This is a genomic window from Alishewanella sp. HH-ZS (assembly GCF_001704375.1).
In the GTDB taxonomy this organism is placed as follows: domain Bacteria; phylum Pseudomonadota; class Gammaproteobacteria; order Enterobacterales; family Alteromonadaceae; genus Alishewanella; species Alishewanella aestuarii.
The window spans coordinates 19,699-40,948 of the sequence record NZ_LZEJ01000040.1 but is presented as its reverse complement, the minus strand read 5'-3'; the positions used below and the strand labels follow the sequence as shown (position 1 = coordinate 40,948).

General features: G+C 49.6%; 16 protein-coding genes. 4 read left to right on the top strand and 12 right to left on the bottom strand.

Features of this window, described 5'->3' with window-relative positions; all coding sequences use genetic code 11:
* The 5 genes from A9165_RS14075 to A9165_RS14055 form a co-directional block, all read right to left on the bottom strand.
* The gene (locus tag A9165_RS14075) at positions 1-1,230 is read right to left on the bottom strand and encodes an MFS transporter (RefSeq protein ID WP_255365731.1); all 1,230 of its coding nucleotides are present in this window, start codon (positions 1,228-1,230) and stop codon (positions 1-3) included.
* A 136-nt stretch (positions 1,231-1,366) separates the two neighbouring features.
* Positions 1,367-3,469: a sodium:proton antiporter gene (locus tag A9165_RS14070; RefSeq protein WP_065956370.1), complete on the bottom strand. Its 2,103-nt coding sequence runs from the start codon at positions 3,467-3,469 to the stop codon at positions 1,367-1,369.
* Between the two features lie 82 nt (positions 3,470-3,551).
* Positions 3,552-3,950 (bottom strand): hypothetical protein, encoded by a 399-nt coding sequence (locus A9165_RS14065; protein WP_065956369.1) that lies wholly within the window; start codon positions 3,948-3,950, stop codon positions 3,552-3,554.
* A gap of 285 nt (positions 3,951-4,235) precedes the next feature.
* Positions 4,236-5,528 (bottom strand): DEAD/DEAH box helicase, encoded by a 1,293-nt coding sequence (locus tag A9165_RS14060; RefSeq protein ID WP_065956368.1) that lies wholly within the window; start codon positions 5,526-5,528, stop codon positions 4,236-4,238.
* Positions 5,529-5,569: 41 nt separating this feature from the next.
* Positions 5,570-5,872: a DUF6172 family protein gene (locus A9165_RS14055; RefSeq protein WP_065956367.1), complete on the bottom strand. Its 303-nt coding sequence runs from the start codon at positions 5,870-5,872 to the stop codon at positions 5,570-5,572.
* A gap of 205 nt (positions 5,873-6,077) precedes the next feature.
* On the opposite strand from A9165_RS14055, the gene A9165_RS14050 reads away from it, so the two are divergent.
* Positions 6,078-6,989, top strand: coding sequence for a tetratricopeptide repeat protein (locus tag A9165_RS14050; RefSeq protein ID WP_065956366.1), 912 nt, complete (start codon positions 6,078-6,080; stop codon positions 6,987-6,989).
* An 83-nt stretch (positions 6,990-7,072) separates the two neighbouring features.
* On the opposite strand, the gene A9165_RS14045 is transcribed toward A9165_RS14050, so the two are convergent.
* The gene (locus tag A9165_RS14045) at positions 7,073-7,483 is read right to left on the bottom strand and encodes a hypothetical protein (RefSeq protein ID WP_065956365.1); all 411 of its coding nucleotides are present in this window, start codon (positions 7,481-7,483) and stop codon (positions 7,073-7,075) included.
* Positions 7,484-7,533: 50 nt separating this feature from the next.
* Entirely contained in the window at positions 7,534-8,499 is a 966-nt protein-coding gene (locus A9165_RS14040; protein ID WP_065956364.1) for a hypothetical protein, read from the bottom strand.
* 308 nt (positions 8,500-8,807) lie between these two features.
* Here A9165_RS14040 and A9165_RS14035 point away from each other — a divergent pair, with 308 nt between their 5' ends.
* Positions 8,808-9,695: a hypothetical protein gene (locus A9165_RS14035; RefSeq protein ID WP_065956363.1), complete on the top strand. Its 888-nt coding sequence runs from the start codon at positions 8,808-8,810 to the stop codon at positions 9,693-9,695.
* Positions 9,696-9,827: 132 nt separating this feature from the next.
* Here A9165_RS14035 and A9165_RS14030 read toward each other — a convergent pair whose 3' ends face one another.
* The 4 genes from A9165_RS14030 to A9165_RS14015 form a co-directional block, all read right to left on the bottom strand.
* The gene (locus A9165_RS14030) at positions 9,828-10,853 is read right to left on the bottom strand and encodes a helix-turn-helix transcriptional regulator (RefSeq protein WP_065956362.1); all 1,026 of its coding nucleotides are present in this window, start codon (positions 10,851-10,853) and stop codon (positions 9,828-9,830) included.
* Positions 10,854-10,952: 99 nt separating this feature from the next.
* Entirely contained in the window at positions 10,953-12,188 is a 1,236-nt protein-coding gene (locus tag A9165_RS14025; protein ID WP_040291578.1) for a triacylglycerol lipase, read from the bottom strand.
* A gap of 38 nt (positions 12,189-12,226) precedes the next feature.
* Positions 12,227-13,174 (bottom strand): alpha/beta hydrolase, encoded by a 948-nt coding sequence (locus A9165_RS14020; RefSeq protein ID WP_065956361.1) that lies wholly within the window; start codon positions 13,172-13,174, stop codon positions 12,227-12,229.
* Positions 13,174-15,438 carry a TonB-dependent receptor gene (locus tag A9165_RS14015; protein WP_065956360.1) on the bottom strand — a complete coding sequence of 755 codons (2,265 nt, stop codon included), beginning with the start codon at positions 15,436-15,438 and terminating at the stop codon, positions 13,174-13,176. Before A9165_RS14015 ends, A9165_RS14020 begins: the two co-directional genes overlap by 1 nt.
* A gap of 455 nt (positions 15,439-15,893) precedes the next feature.
* Here A9165_RS14015 and A9165_RS16940 point away from each other — a divergent pair, with 455 nt between their 5' ends.
* Positions 15,894-16,172, top strand: a complete 279-nt coding sequence (locus A9165_RS16940; protein WP_065956359.1) for a hypothetical protein — start codon at positions 15,894-15,896, stop codon at positions 16,170-16,172.
* Positions 16,173-16,653: 481 nt separating this feature from the next.
* Complete coding sequence (locus A9165_RS14005) at positions 16,654-18,105, top strand: anion permease (protein WP_065956358.1); 1,452 nt, start codon at positions 16,654-16,656, stop codon at positions 18,103-18,105.
* A 223-nt stretch (positions 18,106-18,328) separates the two neighbouring features.
* Here the strand turns inward: A9165_RS14005 and gcvP are convergent, their stop codons facing one another.
* Positions 18,329-21,220 carry an aminomethyl-transferring glycine dehydrogenase gene (gene gcvP / locus A9165_RS14000; protein ID WP_065956357.1) on the bottom strand — a complete coding sequence of 964 codons (2,892 nt, stop codon included), beginning with the start codon at positions 21,218-21,220 and terminating at the stop codon, positions 18,329-18,331.
* Positions 21,221-21,250: the final 30 nt, after the last annotated feature.

Genomic DNA, 21,250 nt, shown 5'->3' with positions numbered 1-21,250 from the left:
CTAGGTTTGTGGTCGCGGGATCCTGGGTAACCAAAACGCCAGCATCCCCAGTAGCGGAAACCAGGCACAAAGCTTAAAGATGGTGCTGATACTGGTGACATCGGCCAGCATGCCGAGCAAGGCGGCGGCGATGCCACTGATGCCAAACATCATGCCGTAGAATACACCGGAAATCATACCGATTTTGGCTGGCATCAACTCCTGGGCAAAGACGATAATCGCCGAAAAGGCTGAGGACATAATCAGCCCAATCAACACGGTCAGCACGGCAGCCCCGGCTAAATTGACATAGGGTAGTAGCAACGCCAACGGCGCCGCACCAACAATAGACACCCAGATCACCGGCTTACGCCCTATCCTGTCGCCGATAGGCCCACCTGCCACTGTACCCACTGCCACTGCAGCCAGAAATAAAAATAAAAACAGCTGGGAATCTGCAACGGATACTGCAAAGTTTTCAATCAGATAAAAGGTGTAAAAGTTGCTGAGGCAGGTCATATAGACGTATTTGGAAAACACCAGCAGCGCCAGTACCAGCAGCGCCTGCCGGGTTTGCTGCACTGTTAAGCCATTGCCATTTTTTGCCGCGCTACGCAATTGCAGACGGGCGTTACTGCTAACCACCCAGCGACTGACGCGCAACAGCACCATAATGCCAACTATTGCTAACAGGCAAAACCAGCCAATACTCCCCTGGCCCCGCGGAATAATAATCAGAGCCGCTAACAATGGCCCCAGGGCCGAGCCGGCATTACCGCCGACCTGAAATAACCCCTGCGCAAAGCCATAACGACCACCCGACGCCATTCGGGCTACCCGCGACGCTTCCGGATGAAAAGTTGACGAGCCTAACCCGATCAGTGCTGAAGCCAGCAACAACATGGCAAAACTTTGCCCCAGGCTGAGTAACACCAGACCAAGCAGCGTAAACACCATACCAAGTGGCAGTAACAAGGGTTTGGGATGCTTATCGGTGTACAGGCCGACCGCCGGTTGCAATAACGATGCGGTAAGCTGAAAAATCAGCGTAATTAAGCCAATCTGGGTAAAGCTCAGCGCATAATCCAGTTTTAACATCGGATAGATCGCAGGCAAGATGGCCTGAATAATATCATTCAGCAGATGCACAAAACTGACCGCGCCAACCACCGGCAAGACTAACACTGTGGGGGAAAAGCTGGCGGATGCTGGCGTGCCGGCAGCAGCAATTGACTTGGTTAATTCAGACAAAGACGACTCCTCTGCTGTCTGCTGATCGCTATGTAAAAACAAGGCGCGGCTGATTACCCCGCGCCTGTTGCTACCCGTTTGACCCGCATTTAACAGGCTGGCCTGTTAAATGCGGCTGCGCTGCGAAAACACCGCGCTAGGCACTATGATTACTGGTATCAAACCGGTGGCGGATATCTTCTTCGGCCGCTTCCGTTACCAGACCGTTCTCATGTAAATAGTTCAGTGCCCGCTGACCGGATTGCGCCAACGAACGGTTCGCCAGTTGCTCCAGATGTGCTGACAAGACCTGCGGATGCTGTGCCGTTAATGCCGCTTGTTTACTGGCATTGCGCTCCTGATATTGCCGGTACAACTCGGTGACTTCGGCATAAATATCCGCCTGGAATACCGGCTCGTCAAAATTATCCTGCATCAGGCCAATAATAATCAGTGCTTTACGGGCAATAATCATCTGACTGCGATAATACTCCAATTTTTCTTCCAGTAACTTCTGCTCGCTGACCTTGCGACTGAACAAGGTGTGCATCATATTGGCCAGCCATTCAAAGATATCCTTTCGCTCTTTAAAGGCTTCCGGATCGATATGGCTATGCTGGGCATACTCAATTTTTTCTTTCTGTAAGAACAACTTGCTATAGATTTTGCGATAAGGCCGTAAACTGACTTCATCATTAATATACAAGCGTTTCAGGATGGTAAATTCGATATTGACCATCGCCAGATGTAGCGACTGCACAAAGATGGTCCGGCCATAACGCTGCATCAGGGCCTCACGTTCTGCTTTGGCTTCGCCGAGCTTTTTCTCTACCTGCGCCAATAAAAACTGGTATTTTTCTTCACTGAAAAAGCCTTTCGCGCGGTGTTCCTGTAAGCGCGACCGCTCCATCAGCAGATAGTAAATACCCAGATCGGCACGATGTGCGGTTCCCAGTGGCTCGGCGGCATTGATTTTGTAGCGGCGCATCATAGGGCCAATCATCGGCGCTTTAATAAACAGGGTCGCCAGAATACAGCCGATGGTCAGTGCCAGCAGGAAATCGCGTGGCGAATATGGCAGGCTCCAGCCTTCCAGCGTAAAGTCTTCCGGGATAATCAACACGATAATAATCGACAAGGCACCGCGCAAACTGGCCCAGGCCAATAACTTATTCCACGATGCGGGAATAGTTTCTTCTACCTTACTCCAGTTAAGTGGCACCATCACCGCATAAACCGCGACGATCCGGGTTACGGCCACCACAACCACTGTCAGCAAGATTGGTAACCACAGCTCAGCAAAATTAACGCCCAGGCTGGCGAACAATAAGCCCGCCATCAGGAACACCAGCGAGTTAACGATAAAAGCCATGTTCTCAATCAGCTTACTCAGGTACTCATCGACCTTCGGCGCCAGGATATTACGCGAGTAATTACCAAGGAATAAGGAGGCAACAGTCGTCGCAATAATCGACGACACATGGAAATAGCCCAGGCTGTTAATCAACTCGGTCAGGATAAACACCAGGTGGGCCGAGATCACTAACAAGGTGACAGTTACAAATTCATTGCTTTTTGTAAAGTGCAGTGCTTTGGAAAACAGTCCTGCCAACACCAGGCCAATCACCACACCCGAGGTCAGCATAATGACAAACTCGCTGATACCGTGCAGTACCGTAGCGCTGCCATTAAAACCATCGGTAGCTATGGCAAAGAACACGAAAAATAAGGCGACGGCGGTACCATCGTTAAACAAACTTTCACCTTCAAAAATCATTCCTAAGCGGCGAGGCACACCAAATTCTTTAAACATCGACAGCACCGCGACCGGATCGGTGGCAGAGATAATGGCACCGAACATCAGCGTCAGAATAAAGGGTACTTCAATCCCAATCAGCGGTAACAGGTAGTAGAGCAAGGTACCGATCATCACTGACGAGATACAGAGACCCACCACCGCCAGTAACGAAATGGCCCAGGCGTTATCGACCATCTTGCGGAAGTTCATATTAAAGCCGGATTCAAAAATCAGCACCGGCAGGAAGATAAAGAACAGTAACTCCGGGGTCAGCGCCATCTCGCTGATAAAGCCGAAAACCGTACTGACATAGGGCAAGCTGACAATCGGCACCAGCAGCAGGCCAACCAGCACCAGCAACACGGTATAAGGCATTTTAAAACGTTTAGCTGCGAAAAAAACCACGGTCGACAGCGCTATTAATACAAATAGTGCCAGTGTGGATGTCAGAGTCAGTACCATTGCCAAAGCTCTCCGCTAGATATTGCACGGTTTAAATTAAAAGTGAGTGAACCTTGCCGTTAACTGAACTGTGTTTTGTCTTTTAGCCTGAGTGACCATAAGCGCCCTGCATCCCTGTGGCAGCACAGGCTTGCTTGCTCAGGGCAACAGATAACAGCGACAAAACAGCGGTAGTAAACGAAAAGCGGTTGGCAGGGAGGCAGGAATACGTTGGGCCGACCCTGGCGTGCCGGCTGTTATCAGGGCGTCCGGCATGGTGGTAATACACCCTAAGATGGCGGACGCGGGTGATAAAACAGCGCAGCAAATAAAGAGGTTGAGACTGAGGCAAGAGCTTGGCAGATAACATAAGGACGGACGTTTTACAGACACGGCGTTGCGAAACCAGACAGAGGATTCCGGCCAGCATAATACCGACGAAAATGATGACGTTACCGGTGAAACGGGCAGCGCGGACCGCGATGTTTAACATCGGATGCATTGCAATTACCTTATATAACCAGAGCGGTGTAGTCTTTGCTCAGAACAGCGCGCGTATTCTAACCCTTAGCGGTAGGAAGTAAAGCGCTAAGCGTTATTCATCGTGATTTTTATGCCATTCCCCGCACACTGACCAGGTCGCACTATTGAGTGTAACTGCTTGTAATAACGGCATTCTGCTGTAAGTGCGACAGCTTTAAGCTATCGACTAAAGTAGCACGGTGCGCCAGCGCAGAACCGCCATTCACGATAACGGTTTGCGCTGCGTGCTGTGAATGTATTGAGCTTAGCTGCGGCGGGCTTTACCAGATTTTACCGCTGCGCTGCCGGCTGGCTTTTTTGCTTTTGCTTTCGGGGTGGCAACATCAATCTGGGTCGCGCTGGCTTTATTGGCGCGGGTGCCAAGCACTTTACGCGAAATGCTTTTTAACAAGCTGCCGCGGTTGCTGACTTCAAAGCCGGGTTTCACCACCCGCGCAATAGTACTACCAATCAGCTTTTGAATGCGCTCCAGGCTCTGCTCTTCTTCACGGCTGACAAAGGAGATCGCCTGCCCCTTGGCGCCAGCGCGGCCGGTACGACCAATGCGGTGGACATAGTCTTCCGGTAAATACGGCAAGTTAAAGTTCACCACATAATCCAGCCCCTGGATATCCAGACCCCGGGCGGCAACTTCAGTAGCAATCAGTACCTGCAGTTTGGCTGATTTAAAATCGGCCAGTGCGCGGCGACGACTGCCCTGGCTTTTATCGGCATGACAAACCGCAGCATTGACTTTAGCTTTTTGCAGATCGGCGAGTAACCGATCGGCCTGCTCTTTAGTACTGGTAAAAACCAGCACCTGAAACCAGTTGTGCTCAGCTAACAGTTGTTCAAATAACTCGATTTTGCGACTTTCTTCTACCGGATACACCACATGCTCCACCGTGTCGGCAGTGCTGTTGGTTTTCGCTACCCGGATTTGCTGATGATTTTTCAAAATCTTGTGAGACAGTTCATTCACTGCCGGCGACGTGGTCGCAGAAAACAGCAGTGTTTGCCGGCTGGCCGCGGTCATCTCCACTAACTTCAGCACATCAGTACTAAAGCCCATATCAAGCATACGATCAGCCTCATCCAGCACCACAAAAGCAACGTCACTTAAGATCACGTTACCCAGCGCCATGTGCTCAATTAAGCGGCCCGGCGTACTAACCACGATATCAACGCCGGTCTGTAATTTACTGGCCTGCCCGCCCATTTTAACGCCGCCATAAATCGCAGTGACGCTAAGTGGCAAAAATTGGGCATAGGTGCTAATCGCATTGGCAATTTGCTCGGCAAGCTCCCGGGTTGGCGTTAAAATTAACGCCCGGGGCCGCCGCTCAACCACAGCTTGCGGCGTATCCACCAAGCGTTGTAATAATGGAATAGCAAAGGCCGCGGTTTTACCGGTACCGGTTTGCGCAGTAACCTGTAAATCTTTGCCGCGCCGCGCCGGCACTATCGCCTGCGCCTGCACTGGCGTAAGCTCACTAAAACCACATGCTGTTAAGCCACGCAGTAAGTCTGGTGCCAAATTTAAAGCTGAAAATTGCATAAGAATTCCTCTGCAGCCTGGCTGCAGCTTATAAGTGAAGCTTATTCGGTATCGCTATCCAGGCGTGGCTTGTGATTACAGGCACGGGCCAGAATTTCGATATAAAACTGTGGCCACTGCTGCGCAGCCGCGGCATCGATATGTTGGTTGATTTCTGAGGTGAACATCGGCTTTGCTTCCGCTTCTGAGGCGCCAAAGCGACAATCAAAGGTCCAATAATCTTTATCTGCAGGTACCGCTTTGCGCCGCTCACGCGCCAGATATTTGCGAATTTCGTGTTTAATGGCGTCAACTAAACGCGCTGGTTGCAGCTTGGGGTGGGTTAAGGCAAAGGTCTTTTTCATCACAAATCCTAGGGGGTGGCTACTACGCAACAGCTTGCGCGCGCGAATAAACCGTTATTATACCTTTAAGTGTCCAAGATAACTGCCCTATTCTTTCGTTCACGTCTTAACGCCGGTTAATTGCTGACGAGCATTGACGGTCTGAAGAGCGGCGGGCATAGTGATAACTCACTACCTTGGACATCTATCCTGCAGTAGGTTTTATATGCGCCATGCTCTCTTTGTTGTGGTATGCCTGACCTTTTCGGTTAACGCTTCAGAAAATCTAAGCGACCATGCGCAATTCTGCGCGCCTGTGGCAGCGCAAAACTGTGGCGACTATCTGCAGCAACAACTAACGGCATTAACGCCTTATAGCTCTGCCTGGTATCGGATCAAAGCTTATCAGCTTAACTACCTGTTTGATAAACATCAGTTCCGGCAATTAAACACCGAAGCCGAACAGCTATTACAACAGCCCAATCTACCCGAGGTGTTGAAGGTACAACTGTACTTTTATTACGCGAAAACCCTGTTTTATTTCGAACGGCGTGACGAGGCAAAACACTATGCCAAGCTGGCTCTCGCGATGCTGGAAGAGGTTTACCATGCCTTTGGTGACCCGCTGCGACTGGTCGAGCTGGCAAATTTACACTATTCATTGGGTGAGCTTGAACAGGCCGGGCAACTGCTGCAGGTGGCACAGTCGCGATATCAAAAAAGTAAGGATCCCCAGTTTAGCTTTGAGCTTAATTCCAATCTGGCATTAGTCGCCCACCAGCGTGGCGATCTGGCAGCCGCCGCGGCCTACCGTAGTGAAGCCTTAACCGCCGCCAGTGCGCTTGGTCATCATAATAAGATTATTGTTGCTATGGGTAATTTAGCGCGCACCAGGCAGCTATTAGGTCAGTTGCAGGAAGCGCTGCAGCTGTATCAGGACTCGCTGCAGTTTACCGCTGCCGCAGAACACCGCGTGCAACATCAGATCCATTTGCTGCGCTTATCCGAAATCAGCCTGCAACTGCAACAACCCGCACAGGCCCGAGCTTACCTGCAACAAGTTATCCCAGAGCAGCTTGGGCCGGGTCACCGACAACTTTATCAGCAGCTTGCCACTGCGTTGGACCATACCCCGTAGCACAGCACCTGCGCTGCTTTACTAAACCGGACACGCTAATGCAAGGCTGTAAGTTGGCTTGGTTACAAGCTTATCTTATGTGGTTATTGATATTCTTTTTTTAAACCTTTACCGGTAAGCCCTGTATACAAGGTACAGAGACCACCAATGCCAATAACAACAAGGCCAAAATAAAATCCCTCCGGATTATCCGCCAGCCTTACGATAACGCTGCCATGCTTACCTTTAATCACTCCGTCACTATAAAAAATAAAAGCCATAAAAAACAAACCGATACCAGTTATCGCCAAAAAAGTTCGGCCTAATACCTTTTTCGCATCATGACTCTTTATTTCCTGTGCGCCCAACTCTGCCTGCTCTTGTTGCTGCCGCTCCGGTTTAGCCAGTTCAGCCATTAAGCGGGCATAATTTTCCGGATATTGTGCAGCGTCGATACTTTCCTGTGCCTGGCGCAGCTCTTCTACGCTGTAACGACTAAAATCGATTCCTGCCAAAATACCCCTCCCTTAAAAACTCCCAACATCAGCTTACCCAACAAAAATAATCAGCTCACTTGTTTAACTTTCTGCTGTAACAAGGTCAGTAACTGCTCACTATTGTACATTTCATGATTTAATATCAGCGAGGATTTAATACTGCCGCCGCCGGCATCGCTAAAATGCAAAATATAACGCTGGCCAAAACCAATCCGAAACCAGGCTTGCCAGCCAGGGGCTGGCTCAACGGCCACTAACCGCGTAAGCGGAATTACCTGCCTGGAGAATAAGCTTTGCTTGATTAAGGTATCACCTTGTAACAACAGCCGGTTGTTTACTATGGTTGCGCCGAGGATCCCGGCACCGGCGATGTAAACCATAAACAGATTGGCAGCAAGATGGGTATTCGCCATAAAGCCTATATCAAATATCCCAAGCAAAGCGGCACTACCGACAAACAGCATCAATAGCATCAAAATTGCGGCGGCAGCTTTACTGGCGGGCGGCGAGAAAACCTCTAATGTCTCACCCGGCTTAAGGGACTCGACACGTTGTGTTGTTTTTGCCGGTGCCTGACCAAAGGTTAAATAAGCAGCCATAACATTGCCGAAAAACAAAAAATAAAACATAAACATCGATATATATCCGGACCATGAGCTTTCCTGCGCTGTCTCCGAGCTCAGGTTAAAAAGCGTCATAAATACCGCATACGGCAGCCCGGTGCTCAGCATCATATTAACGTAAAAAGCACGACGCTCCTGACGCTGAGCTTGACCTCGTACTGCTGCCGGGCCGAGCTGCTCTACTGCGGCCAAACTGGCAGTTGTTGCCTCCTTGCCATCTGCAATTAAGCTCGCTTTTTGTGCAACCAACTGCTCCCGAACTGCAGCCAAAGTATGGTTACGCACCATTTTGGCTCCCACCAACTCAGCGTCCAGTGCCTGTAAATACTGATCAAGGTGAGTGTCACCGGTGGCCAACTGTTGATCGAATTTTGGTGAAGGCAGACGGGAAAGTGTCCGTAACATAGTCATCACAGCTCCTTAGTTATAAAAGTTCCCAATCCACAGCGTTAACTGCCATTAACGCTAATCGGCCAGACCTTACTACAACCGGGAAAAGCTGTAAAACAAAATAAGCAGCCATGTTTTTTTAATGAAATATTACGCTTTTTTAGGTTAACGATGCCCGCATCGAAATCCTGGCAAGGCTCTGCAGCACGGCAGATTTGCCGTCTGCCGTTAATCTCTCTCAGCGAACTTAAGCTACTGTAGCGCCAACGGCTTTATCTCAGCCCTGATATCGTGAATACTGAGCCAAAGTGTATTTAGCGGAGAACAGCATGCGTTTTTTCAGCAAACTCAGTACCTGGCAGCGGCTAGCGCTGCTACTGCTCTGCCTGTTTACGTTAGCTGCCGGGATCTATAGCGGTGTGCTGCAACAGCGGTTAGTAAATCCGGCACTGGCGCCACTGGATCAAAAAGCCGAACAGGCTTTACAACACAGTTTACTGCTAAGCAGTGCCTCCTTTGCCACGGCGCGGTTGATTGACCGCGGTATCGCTTTTGTTTCCGAAGCCGAAGTTGGCGTTGGTGTTGCCAGCGTAAAACCGGGCCAGCTGTTAAAGCCGCTGCAGGATATGGCAGTGCGCTACTCGGATGTGATGGTAATTGCGATGACCTCGGTTGGGTTACAGCTCTTTTTACTGCACTTTGGTCAGCTGGCCGCCTTGCCGCTTTTTGGTAGCGGCATCCTGGCCTCGGCAGCATTACTGTTATGCGGGCCCGCCAGCTGGCGCAACAGTTGCCGCTATCTGCTGCGGCTTTTTGTGGCGCTGTTGCTGATTATCCGCATTGGCATTCCACTGGCGGCCTATGGTGTGGCCGAACTGTCGGATTGGGTACTTACGCCACAACGCGAAGCCGCCGAAGCGGCACTTAACCGCGAAACGGCTGCTTTGCAGCAAATTGATCAGCCAATTAGTAATACAGAAGATGGCTCAGTTAGCTGGCTGCGGCAAATGGCCGCTAAAGCCACTGATATGCTGGGCGCGATGCGCGGCTTCTCCGACAATATGGTAGAAAAGCTGATCCAGCTTATCGTGGTATACAGCCTGAAAACCTTGCTATTTCCGCTGTTATCCATGTATTTACTGTGGCAGCTGGGTCGCTGGTTTGTGAGCCGGCCAATGCCGCAGCCAGAGGCGGCAGAGAAAATAGCAGCGGTGTAGGGGTATTTCGGCACAACACAAAGTTCCACGACTTTGGTTTACTTGCATAACCAGAGTCGCATTCACATACATCAAAGAACATCTAACAATCGAGACTACTTTGCTCTGAAATATTACTGTTATTAATCAAACTTATTTACCTTCCGAAATCCGGTGATGCTGGCGAAACTTCATCAGCGAATACTGCTTTGGACTGACTCCGTTCCAGTTTCGAAAAGCGCGTTTAAAACTTCTGACGTCAGAGAAATCCAGTTTGCTTGCGATCTCTTCTAATGACAGGTGTTGGGTCAATAACAGTTTCGCTTCTTGGTTAAGTACCAACTCTCTGGATTGACGAAAGCTGGTGCGATAAGCGGAGAGTCTGCGTCTTAGCGTCGCGACACTGCATCCGAGGCTCCTGGCAACACTTTGCTGGTCTCTCAAGCCTGCCTCTAATGCGCCTCTAACTCTGACCAGAAAGCTCTGACAGGCATCAGTTGATGGTACCGTTCCCAACCGCTGTAGTTCACTATAAACCATCGCAGTATTCAGCGTGTTATTGCATGATTGTGTTATTTCAAGCTCCGCCTGCGTCAGAGGATAATGCAGCTCAAAACAACCCATTTTGTAGCTGATTGCTGTTTCCGGAAAGGCTGTGCTCAAAGGCGACTGCCCGGCCTCTGTGTTACGACTTTTTATTTTTAACAGCGCGACAGGAGCTCCAGAGAGGGTGGTGACGATAGCATGAATAAAGATCAACACCATATCCAGGTTGAACATTACATATTGCCCTGCCTCAGCCGCATACGGGAAGGTTCGGTCATCAATTCGATAGACGAGGGCATCTGTGGTTTTTTCAACCTGATTGTAATTTCCTCCATGAATAAAGTTATAGGCGTTAGCCAGTTGCCGACATGCCCCTTCAATTGTACGGCAGTGACTCAGGCTTGAGAGTACATAGTCATTGGTACCCGGCATCAAAGGTCTGGCCGATAAATGCAGCGATTCATCCTGAACCTCGATGGCAAATCTCTCGAGCAGTCTGAGCAAGTTCGCCGGATCTTCCGTCTCTTCGCCTGCATTAATTGCAGTTAGCGTATCAAGAGAAATCCCCTGCGAGGCCATCATTTCGGCTAATATCTGCCTACTAACACCGCAACGTTGGTTAACTGTTGCCATAACGTCTCTGCACGTGCTGAATTATTACATGAATAAAGCACAGCGCAGAACAGCTGGCAACAGTACGAAAGTACAGTTTGGGTTAAATATACGTTGCGGTCAGATAGCGTTTAACCAATTTCTGATTTGCGTCATCCCTGAACTCTGCCAACCTAAAGCTAAATGGTTCAAATATAACACCGCTGAACCGCCGTGATTACTGATGCCAGTACTGTCATTACAGCTCGCGACAAAAACAACACCATCCGATGGCCCGGTATGCTCGTTATGAATCAGTGCGATATTCGCTCTGTCACCACAAAGATTATGTACTCTGACATCGGCAGGTGTACCGGCAGCCCTGAGCTGATCCACCAAAGATAAATGCATAAAGGCTTGAATACCCTGCCCACCACTATAAAAGCCCTGCCCACCATAATAGGTGGTGTACCAGTCTTGCTCATAACTAGGTAGCGGATAAGTCGCGTCCCAACGTTTCAACATTTGCACAGATCCCGGGAAAAAGCTTGATGCATAACTCCACTGCGGGCCAGTATTCCAAACACCGTAACACATGATGCTGGTATGTGCAGTGGGACCATTTATAACACCACCGCACCCGGGATAAACCGCAAAGGTATGCGTCCAACCATGACGAAACGACCAGTCAATACCGTTATTTGGCGCACCAAGCATAATTAAGCGTCTTACATCCCCACGATAACGAGTACCCCAGGGGCGAGTAACAGAAGAGATATACATTCGGGCATTAAATGCACTTTTTGACCAGGTGATAACATCCACTTTGCTTGCACCCGTTTTTGTCTTTATCACTGTTATCGCATTGGCAATTTGCTCGGCCCAGAAATAACCATCACCATTTTTATGAGCTAAAGATAATGCAAACACTTTAAAATTGTCTGCTGCCAACGACTGCATCAAACCAGTGCTTGGACAAGTTTGCTGGCCACAGCCATAACCGCCGGCATCATTCGGGTTAGCCCAGGCGATATCAGCGTCCTGATTTGCACCATGAACCAACAACACCGGGACGGACTTAGTATTGCTGCTCCAGCCCGGTGCGTGATAAAGAAGAAAACGCGCAGAGCTTGGTTTAGACGTACCGAAAAACGTGGCGCGTTGTCCGGTTTGATCACCTCTACCATCTGTTGGAAAGTCCTCTGCAGAGAGGTTTCCACTGGTATCCCGCCAGCGCTCTACCCGGTTCCAACCATTCGAAATGCCAGTAGTAAATGAAGCTTCATGTACTGGATTCGCAGCAACATAACTGCTAGAAACACTACACATCAGTATCGAACAAAGTACAAAGCTTATCAGTTTGTTAATGAAACACATTTTGACCTCCGGTTGCACGATACTGCAGTGCTGCATTTTCACGTTAAAAGATCTTCACGAATTTGTCGCGCCAACTGGCTTCTGGCTTGCTGTGAAATCGGCAATATACCAAACGAAAAAAATGCGTGAATACTGGGGAAGCGAGCTAAACGCCGCAATAATCCTACCGACTTTAGACGTTCGGCCAGTATGTATCCCTCATCGAAAAGTGGGTCAAAGTCGGCAAGCAATATGCTGGTAGGCGGCAGGTCATCGAGATGAGACAACAATAACGGTGACACTTCCGAGTTGTCGCTGGTTTCATCCGCCGTTAAATACCAATTGCGCGTATCATCAATGGCAGAGCGCGCAAGAAGATAATCACCGTTACCAAACTGCATTCGGGATGGATAAACATCATGTGGTTGATGCACATCCAGCACCGGATAAATCAGGTATTGTGCGGCCACTGGCAACTTCAACATCCGGGCAGCACGTACACTTAATGCTATCGCCAGATTTCCACCAGCACTGTCGCCCATTAAAGAAACTTTGTCAGTCGTAATGGATAATGCAGCAGCATTCTGATGCAGCCAGCTCAGAGCGGTACTCACATCATCTAACCCTGCAGGATATGGATGTTCAGGCGCCAGCCGATATTCAACACTTAAAAAACGCACACCACTTTGCTGACATAAAGAACGCACCAGCCCATCATAACAATCAAGATCGCCAAGGCTCCAGCCCCCGCCATGGATGAAGAGCACTATGGCATCAGGTACCAGCAGTTGTTGCGGATGATACAAACGTGCCGGAATATCATGTGTGCCCGCAGGCAGTCGCAAGGCTTCAACCTGACAACCCGGCTCATTGTCACCGGCCAGCGACAAAAACATCGCCCTCGCCCCTATCCGTGACTCCTCGATAGTGGGTTTATGTGGTTGCATGGTGGCAGACTGCTGATTAAATTGCGTTAATAACGCTTTGGTTGCTAAATCTATAGTCATTAGAAATACCTGTAAGTAAGTTGTAGGCCATAGGTACGGGGATCGCCGTAATAGCCAAGCTGCACACCAGGCGAGGCGCTCAAATCAAAACCATGTTGGCGATAGCGTTTGTCGGTCAGGTTTTTACCAAATAAGTTAAGCTGCCACCGCTCGTCTTGGCTCTGCCAATTGACATAAAGGTCGTAAAGGGTGAACCCTGGCTGCGCCAACAAATCGCTGCTGCTAACTGTCAGATAAGTTTTACTTTTAAAACTCCCACCAGCATTCACTGACAAAGTGCCCCGACTGCCCAGATCAAACCAGTAATCCAACCCAAGGCGACCATTCCAACGCGGCGCATTTACTAACTCGCGCTCATCGCTGACTTCCTGCTCGAAATCACCTATCAATTTATCGTAACCACCGTTTAAATAGCCCAGATTCATGTTCAGTGTCAGGCTGTCGGTTAGTAACGCCTGCAGCTCAAGCTCTGCACCATAAGTTGTTGCTTTACCTGCATTTTCGAAAAGTGAAAGAAAGGCACCAGTATCAGGATCGATAGAAAAACGGCTAAGTTGAAAGTTTTTATAATCGTTGTAAAAGAATGCCGTGTTCAAACGTAATTGCTGGTTAAGCAATAAAGATTTTGCTCCGGCTTCATAGCTCCAAAGCGTTTCAGGATCGTAAGGTTGTGCGAACGAAGTTAACCGACCATTAAAACCGCCGCTTTTGAACCCTTTACTCACACTACTGTAGAGCATGGTTTGGCTAGAATACTGATAGTTCAGCACAGCTCGTGGTGAGAAATCATTCCAACGCTGACTTGCGTCATACCCGGTTAAACTATGACCGATACCAGTACCGAATACCGCCTGCATGCCCTGGGGGGTATCAATACCCGTGCCAGCAAACTCCTCTCCTCTATTAGATACTTGCTTCTTTTCACTGGTCCAACGGGCTCCCAGAGTGATACTGAGCGGCTCGCTTAATTGCCAACTCATATTGCTGTATACGGCGTAGCTGGTATTGGTTTGGTCACGTAACCCGGCACTGATCACTGGAAATGGGAAGAATACACCATTCCCTAAAGGTACAAAGAAGTCTGGAGCAATGGCACCACCAAGACTCCAGGAATTTTCCCTAAAATAAAATAATCCCGAAACCAATGACAGAGATTCACTTCGGTATAACCACTGCAACTCCTGACTCAGCTGATCCTGATCTTCGTAACTGTAAATACCAAAGCTGGCATCTGGCGTACCGTCTAAATCAAGGTGAGTACGATAGTTCATCTCCCTATAAGCCGTTATCGACTTCAGGGTAGATTGCTGCAATTGATAGTCTAGCGTTAGTGCAACACCTTTGGTGCGTAATTCTTCGCGGTCGTTAAAATTTGCGTTGACGACAAAAGGGTCCTCCCCTACTGGCAAAAAATCCCCGCTAGGCAAGGAGTAGATCGGCGTTTCTCGGTGTGGCGTTCTTGAGTAATCAGGATTCTGATTTGAACCATCTAGCACTAAATACGCAGTAAACTCTGATACCGGAGTAAACAGTAAACTGCCGCGCCAAGTTAAGGAGTCCTTATCGTAATCGTTCTTCCCAGTGTATTGGTTAAAGCTAAAACCGTCGCGGCTGCTTTTGGCAATAGCGAAGCGTCCGGCAAGCTGCTCGTCAATTAGTGGCCCGGTTAAGCTGGCTTTAACACCACGCTGCTGATAATTGCCTGCCAACACACTTACGTACCCCTCAGTAGTCTCTGATGGGCGGGCACTGGTAAATTTTACTGCTCCACCAATAGTGTTACGGCCATAAAGTGTACCTTGCGGCCCACGCAATACCTCTATTTGCTGTGGATCAACCACATCCAAAAACGCGCCCTGCACCCGTCCTAAATACACATCATCCAGGTAAATCCCCACTCCGGGGTCATTAAATGAAATAGAATCCAACTGCCCAACGCCCCGGATGTAAACAACCGCATTAGCTGCATCACCAACATGTAAATTCAAATTTGGCACTAATGCTTCCAGTTGCCCCAGATTTTGAATTTGATATTGCTCTAACTCTGCACCAGATAGTGCGGTAACCGCTATCGGAACTCTTTGCAGATTCTCGGTTTGCCGCGTAGCTGTTACTTCAATAACTTCAATTACTCTGGCTTTCTCCTTTTCAGCGTCTGTTTCGTCAGCTAATATCGGAGATGCCGTCAGCGCAGTCAAAACAGCCAAAGGGAGTATTGCGGGTTGGCACAGCTTAAGGCGATATTTTTGTTGTTGTAGTTTCATAACATATTCCTTACCTTGTCGTTGCTCCTATACTAGGGAACATCTACACAACCGCAAGGACAGAACACGTCAATTTTGGGGGTCAAAATCGCTCAACTCTCAAGCCGTTACAGCAATAGGATCAGAATCTTTCTTCCAGATCGAATATTATTCAGCAATAAGCTTGATAAAACAGCTTACAAAACACCCACCATCAAATAGCGATTTCAATTTACTGCTGCTATAATTTCACCGTGTTCTAAATTAAGAAGGAGAGTTTGATGATTGCAGTAATTACCCACCCGGCGACGGCTGCGGCGTAAGTTAAACTTTTCGCTTTTTAATTTCACCTGCCTTAGCCCGGTGTTTGCTGACCGGGATCTCTGAAAGCCCATTCGGGTTACCTTAACTTTTCCAGAGTTCCTTACCATTTTTACTGGGCGTGCAGTGCTTAACTGTGCGCAGAAGGAAATGCAATGAACTTAGCCTTAACTTTACCACAACTGGGCTGGCAAGCCTTTTTTATACAACAACTGTCGCTGGCAGAATTTGAACAGGCGCTTATCGCCCGCGTCACAGCGCATCACCGTAGTGGCTATCAGCTGATGACGCAGCAAGGACCACAAGCTATAGCGCGGGGAGAGTTAGACGCCAGACGGCTCGCCAACTACCAGAAACTTAATGCCGAACAAGCACGTAATGCGGCCTCTTTGCAGCAGCGGCGTGAAAAAGAGCGGCAGTTTAGGGCGTGTTGACGTTTGCTGCTTGTTTTTGCAGCCGTTTGGCTGGTGTTTATACAAGGCAGAGCTTGTGATGTGTAGTTATTCTACATGAACAAGCGATAACGCAGTAGAAACGCCAGCCAAACGCTGCCCGAAGGGTTCGCGCTGGCGGCGCTTTGCTCTTTGTGGCCTGCATGGATGCAGGTCAGGGGCGAGAGCAGGACGCGGTAGCTTCACTCGTCACTTATTTAGAATAGCTAAACCGGGTACCGCGTACTGCGCTCCTCGTTTCGCGATCAAAGCGCCGCCAGTGCGAACAAAATCTAAGCAGCAAACGTCAACACGCCCTAGTAAGCTGGTTAAGTCGGTAACGTCACTTAAAGCCAAGAAATACGCTGACAGCGAAGCTTCAGCAGCCGCAATTGTTTGTGATAGATCAGGCAAAGTTGATTTAGCAGCTCAAAGTTGCATTTTCCTTGCTAAGCTAAGTTTATATACACTTTGGAGAAACCTTATGCCAGCCTGGTCGAAAGCACTACTGCCGCTGTTATTGGCAATGTTAATTTTGTTATTACCGGTGCCTGACGGCTTAGATCCACATGCCTGGCGCTTTTTTGCTATTTTTGTGGCAGTAATAGCCGGGTTAATCTTAGAGCCCCTGCCAGGCGCCGTGGTAGGTTTATCGGCAGTGGTGTTGGTGGCTATTGCAGCGCCATGGGTGTTATTTAGCCCAACGCAGTTAGCCACGACTAACTTTAATAGTACGGGTACAGCGTTTCGCTGGGCCATTGCCGGTTTTGGTAACTCTACCGTTTGGCTTATTTTTAGTGCCTTTATGTTTGCCGCAGGCTACGAAAAAACGCAGTTTGGTAAAAGGTTAGCCTTATTGCTGGTAAAGAAAATGGGTAAAAACACCCTCACCCTTGGCTATGCGATCAGCTTTGCCGATTTATTGCTCGCTCCTTTTACACCGTCTAACACGGCCAGAAGTGGCGGCACCATCTTCCCTATTATCGCTAACCTGCCGGCCCTGTATGACTCCAAACCTAATGATCCAAGCGCGCGGCTGATTGGCTCTTATTTGATGTGGGTCGCCATTGCCGCAACCTGTGTCACCAGCTCAATGTTTTTATCAGCACTAGCCCCCAATTTACTGGCCACCGCCTTAGTAAAAAGCCAAATAGATATTAGTATTAGCTGGGCCACCTGGGCATTAGCATTTTTACCGGTAGGGGTGATACTGCTGCTACTAACCCCTTTGCTGGCGTATTGGTTTTACCCGCCAACCATAAAAAGCAATGCAGAAGTCCCGCGCTGGGCCGCAACAGAGCTGGCTAAACTTGGCCCGATGCAGCTAAAAGAGTGGTTACTGGTCAGTTTTGTTTGCTTAGCCCTGGTACTGTGGATCTTTGCCGGTAAATATATTGAGCCGGCGTTAGCTGCCTTACTGGTGATTTGTTTAATGTTATATACCAAAGTGTTGGACTGGTCAGATATTACCGGCAATAAGGCCGCCTGGAATACGCTGGTGTGGTTTGCGACCTTGGTAACTCTGGCCGGAGGCTTATCTGATGTCGGCTTTATCCGTTGGCTGGGTGTCTTAGGTGGCCAATGGCTGGGCGATTTATCACCCGTTGCTGCTACACTGATCTTAGTGATAGCCTTTTATCTATTGCACTACTTATTTGCCAGCAGTACAGCACATACTACTGCTTTACTGCCTGTTACGCTGGCTATTGGTGCCGCGATACCCGGCATGAATTTACTGATCTTCAGCTTATTACTGGTAACGTCATTAGGCTTAATGGGCATCCTGACCCCTTACGGCACAGGCCCCAGCCCGATTTATTTTGGTAGTGGTTATTTGCCGGCACACGACTATTGGCGCCTTGGCACCATTTTCGGTCTGTTGTACCTTGCCGTGTTACTATTAGTTGGCTATCCGTGGTTACAATTTCTGTTTTAACATTAAATTTTGCTCAATTAAGCCGAGTAAATGGTTTCTTTAAAGATTAGCTACAAATGGCTTTTAATCATGACGGCTCATAAAAGCAAAAAGCGACCCAGCTCTGGTCGCTTTTTAATTGGCTTTTCACACTTCTTGCCAGTATTACAGTGCAGCCCTCTGCTCAGTTTAGCATCTAGCTGCTAAGCTAAAGCGCCAGTAACTAGCCTGGCGTTTACACTTATTACCGGTAAGCCTCCGGGCTTGGGCATGAACACATCAGGTTGCGGTCGCCGTAGACGTCGTCGATACGGGTAACCGTTGGCCAGAACTTGTTTTCTGCCACAAACTGCGCCGGGAAGGCGGCGTAGGTGCGCTCGTAGGCGCGATCCCAGCTTGGGTCCAGAATATCGGCCATGGTGTGTGGTGCGTAAGCCAGTGGGTTGTTATCCACTGTCCACTCGCCGGCTTCTACCTTGGCAATTTCGGCTCTGATGGTCGTCATCGCTTCGATAAACTTATCCAGCTCGGCTTTGCTTTCTGATTCAGTTGGTTCAATCATCAGCGTGCCGGCGACCGGGAAGCTCATTGTTGGTGAGTGGTAACCAAAGTCCATTAAGCGCTTGGCGATATCCATCTCGGTAATACCGCTGGCTTCTTTTAATGGCCGAATATCGATAATACATTCGTGCGCCACGCGGCCATGGGTACCAACATACAGCACCGGGAAGTGCGGGTTCAGTTTCTTGGCAACGTAGTTCGCGTTCAGGATCGCGAATTCAGTGGCTTGTTTTAAGCCTTCGCTACCCATCATCGCGATATACATCCAGCTGATTGGCAGAATGCCGGCGCTACCAAAAGGTGCTGCCGATACTGCACCATTGCTGGCGCCGGTGCCGTCGATTTTTACGACCGCATGGTTAGGTAAAAACGGCGCTAAATGGCTCTTCACACCGATTGGGCCCATACCCGGGCCACCACCGCCGTGCGGGATACAGAAGGTTTTGTGCAGGTTTAGGTGCGATACGTCTGAGCCGATAAAGCCTGGCGAGGTTAAGCCCACCTGCGCGTTCATATTGGCACCGTCCATATACACCTGGCCGCCGTAGGAGTGGATCACTTCACACAGCTCGGCGATGGTTTCTTCAAATACACCGTGCGTAGACGGGTAAGTCACCATAATGGCCGCTAAGCGATCGCCTACTTCGGCAGCTTTGGCTTTTAAGTCGGCCATATCGATATTGCCTGACTTATCGCAGTCTACCAGCACAACTTCGTAGTTGGTCATGGCCGCAGTAGCTGGGTTTGTACCGTGCGCCGATACCGGAATTAAACAGATATTACGATGGCCTTCGCCACGGCTTTCGTGGTACTTACGAATGGCCACCATACCGGCGTACTCGCCCTGCGCGCCTGAGTTTGGCTGCATCGAGATAGTGTCGTAACCGGTGATATTTACCAGCCAGTCGCCCAGCTCGTTGATCATCTGGTAGTAACCTTCGGCCTGATCGCGTGGCACGAACGGGTGCAGAGACGCGAACTCTGGCCAGGTGATCGGGATCATCTCGGCGGTGGCGTTCAGTTTCATCGTGCATGAACCTAACGAAATCATCGAGTGGTTCAGCGCTAAGTCTTTGTTTTCGAGCTTTTTGATATAACGCAGCATCTCAGTTTCACTGTGATACTGGTTAAATACCGGGTGGCTTAATACGGCAGAGGTGCGAACTAAATCGGCTGGGATAGAGCTTGAGCCATTAGCCACGATCTGTGCATCTAAGGCGTTTACGTCTACGCCATGGCCGGCGCCTAATACGATATCAAACAGCTGTGCGATGTCGGCAGCCTGAGTGGCTTCGCTAAAGCTTACCGCCAGGCTATCGGCCACGTCCGTACGCAGGTTAACACCGGCGGCTAAGGCGCGGGCAACAACAGCAGCGCGATCAGCAACCTTAAAGGTCACGGTATCGAACCAGTGGCTATTCACCAGGGCAACACCTTTGGCTTGTAAGCCAGCAGCGAAGATATCGGCGCTGCGGTGAATGCGCTCGGCGATATCTTTTAAGCCTTGCGGGCCATGGTACACGGCATAGAAAGAGGCGATATTGGCCAGTAATACCTGGGCAGTACAGATGTTCGAGTTCGCTTTTTCGCGGCGGATATGCTGCTCGCGGGTTTGCATTGCCATCCGCAGTGCCTGATTGCCACGGCGATCTTTCGATACACCGATAATGCGGCCCGGCATAGAGCGCTTATAAGCATCGCGGGTGGCGAAGAAGGCAGCGTGTGGGCCACCAAAGGCCATTGGCACACCAAAACGCTGCATAGAGCCTAATACGACATCGGCACCCAGCTCGCCCGGTGCTTTTAACAGCATTAACGCCATTGGGTCTGTTGCTACTGCAACAATGGCTTTTTTCGCCTGTAGCGCGGCAATTAAGGCGCTGTCGTTACGGATATCACCGTTAGTGGTTGGGTACTGTAATAAGGCACCGAATACGTCCTGCTCAGCAGCTTCGCTGGCTTTACCCACCACAATATCAAAACCAAACATTTCGGCGCGGGTTTTTACCACGTCGATAGTTTGTGGGTGCACGTCGTCGGCAATAAAATACAGGTTAGACTTGCTCTTAGTCACGCGCTTGGCCAGCGCCATGGCTTCGGCAGCGGCGGTTGCTTCGTCCAGCAGCGAGGCGCTGGCCAGTTCCATACCAGTTAAGTCTAAAGATAACTGTTGGAAGTTTAACAGCGACTCTAAACGGCCCTGGGCAATTTCCGGCTGGTATGGCGTGTACGCGGTGTACCAGCCCGGGTTTTCCAGCACGTTACGTAAAATAACATGCGGGGTCAGTGTTGGGTGGTAACCCATACCAATGTAAGACTTATACATTTTATTTTTTGACGCAGCAGCCTTTAAATACGCCAGGGCGTCTACTTCAGTGCGGCTGTCGCCAATGGCCAAAGGTTTTGGCAGGCGAATGCTCTGCGGCACAGTTTGCGCAATCAGCTGCTCGATACTGTCTACGCCAAGTTCCTGCAGCATAGCGGCAGTTTCGGCAGCATCCGGGCCAATATGGCGCTGGATAAATTCGTCGTGTTTCGCAAGTTGCGTCAGGGTTTTCACAGCGGTATGGGTCATGCTCATTATCCTGGTAGTGCTTTCTAACAT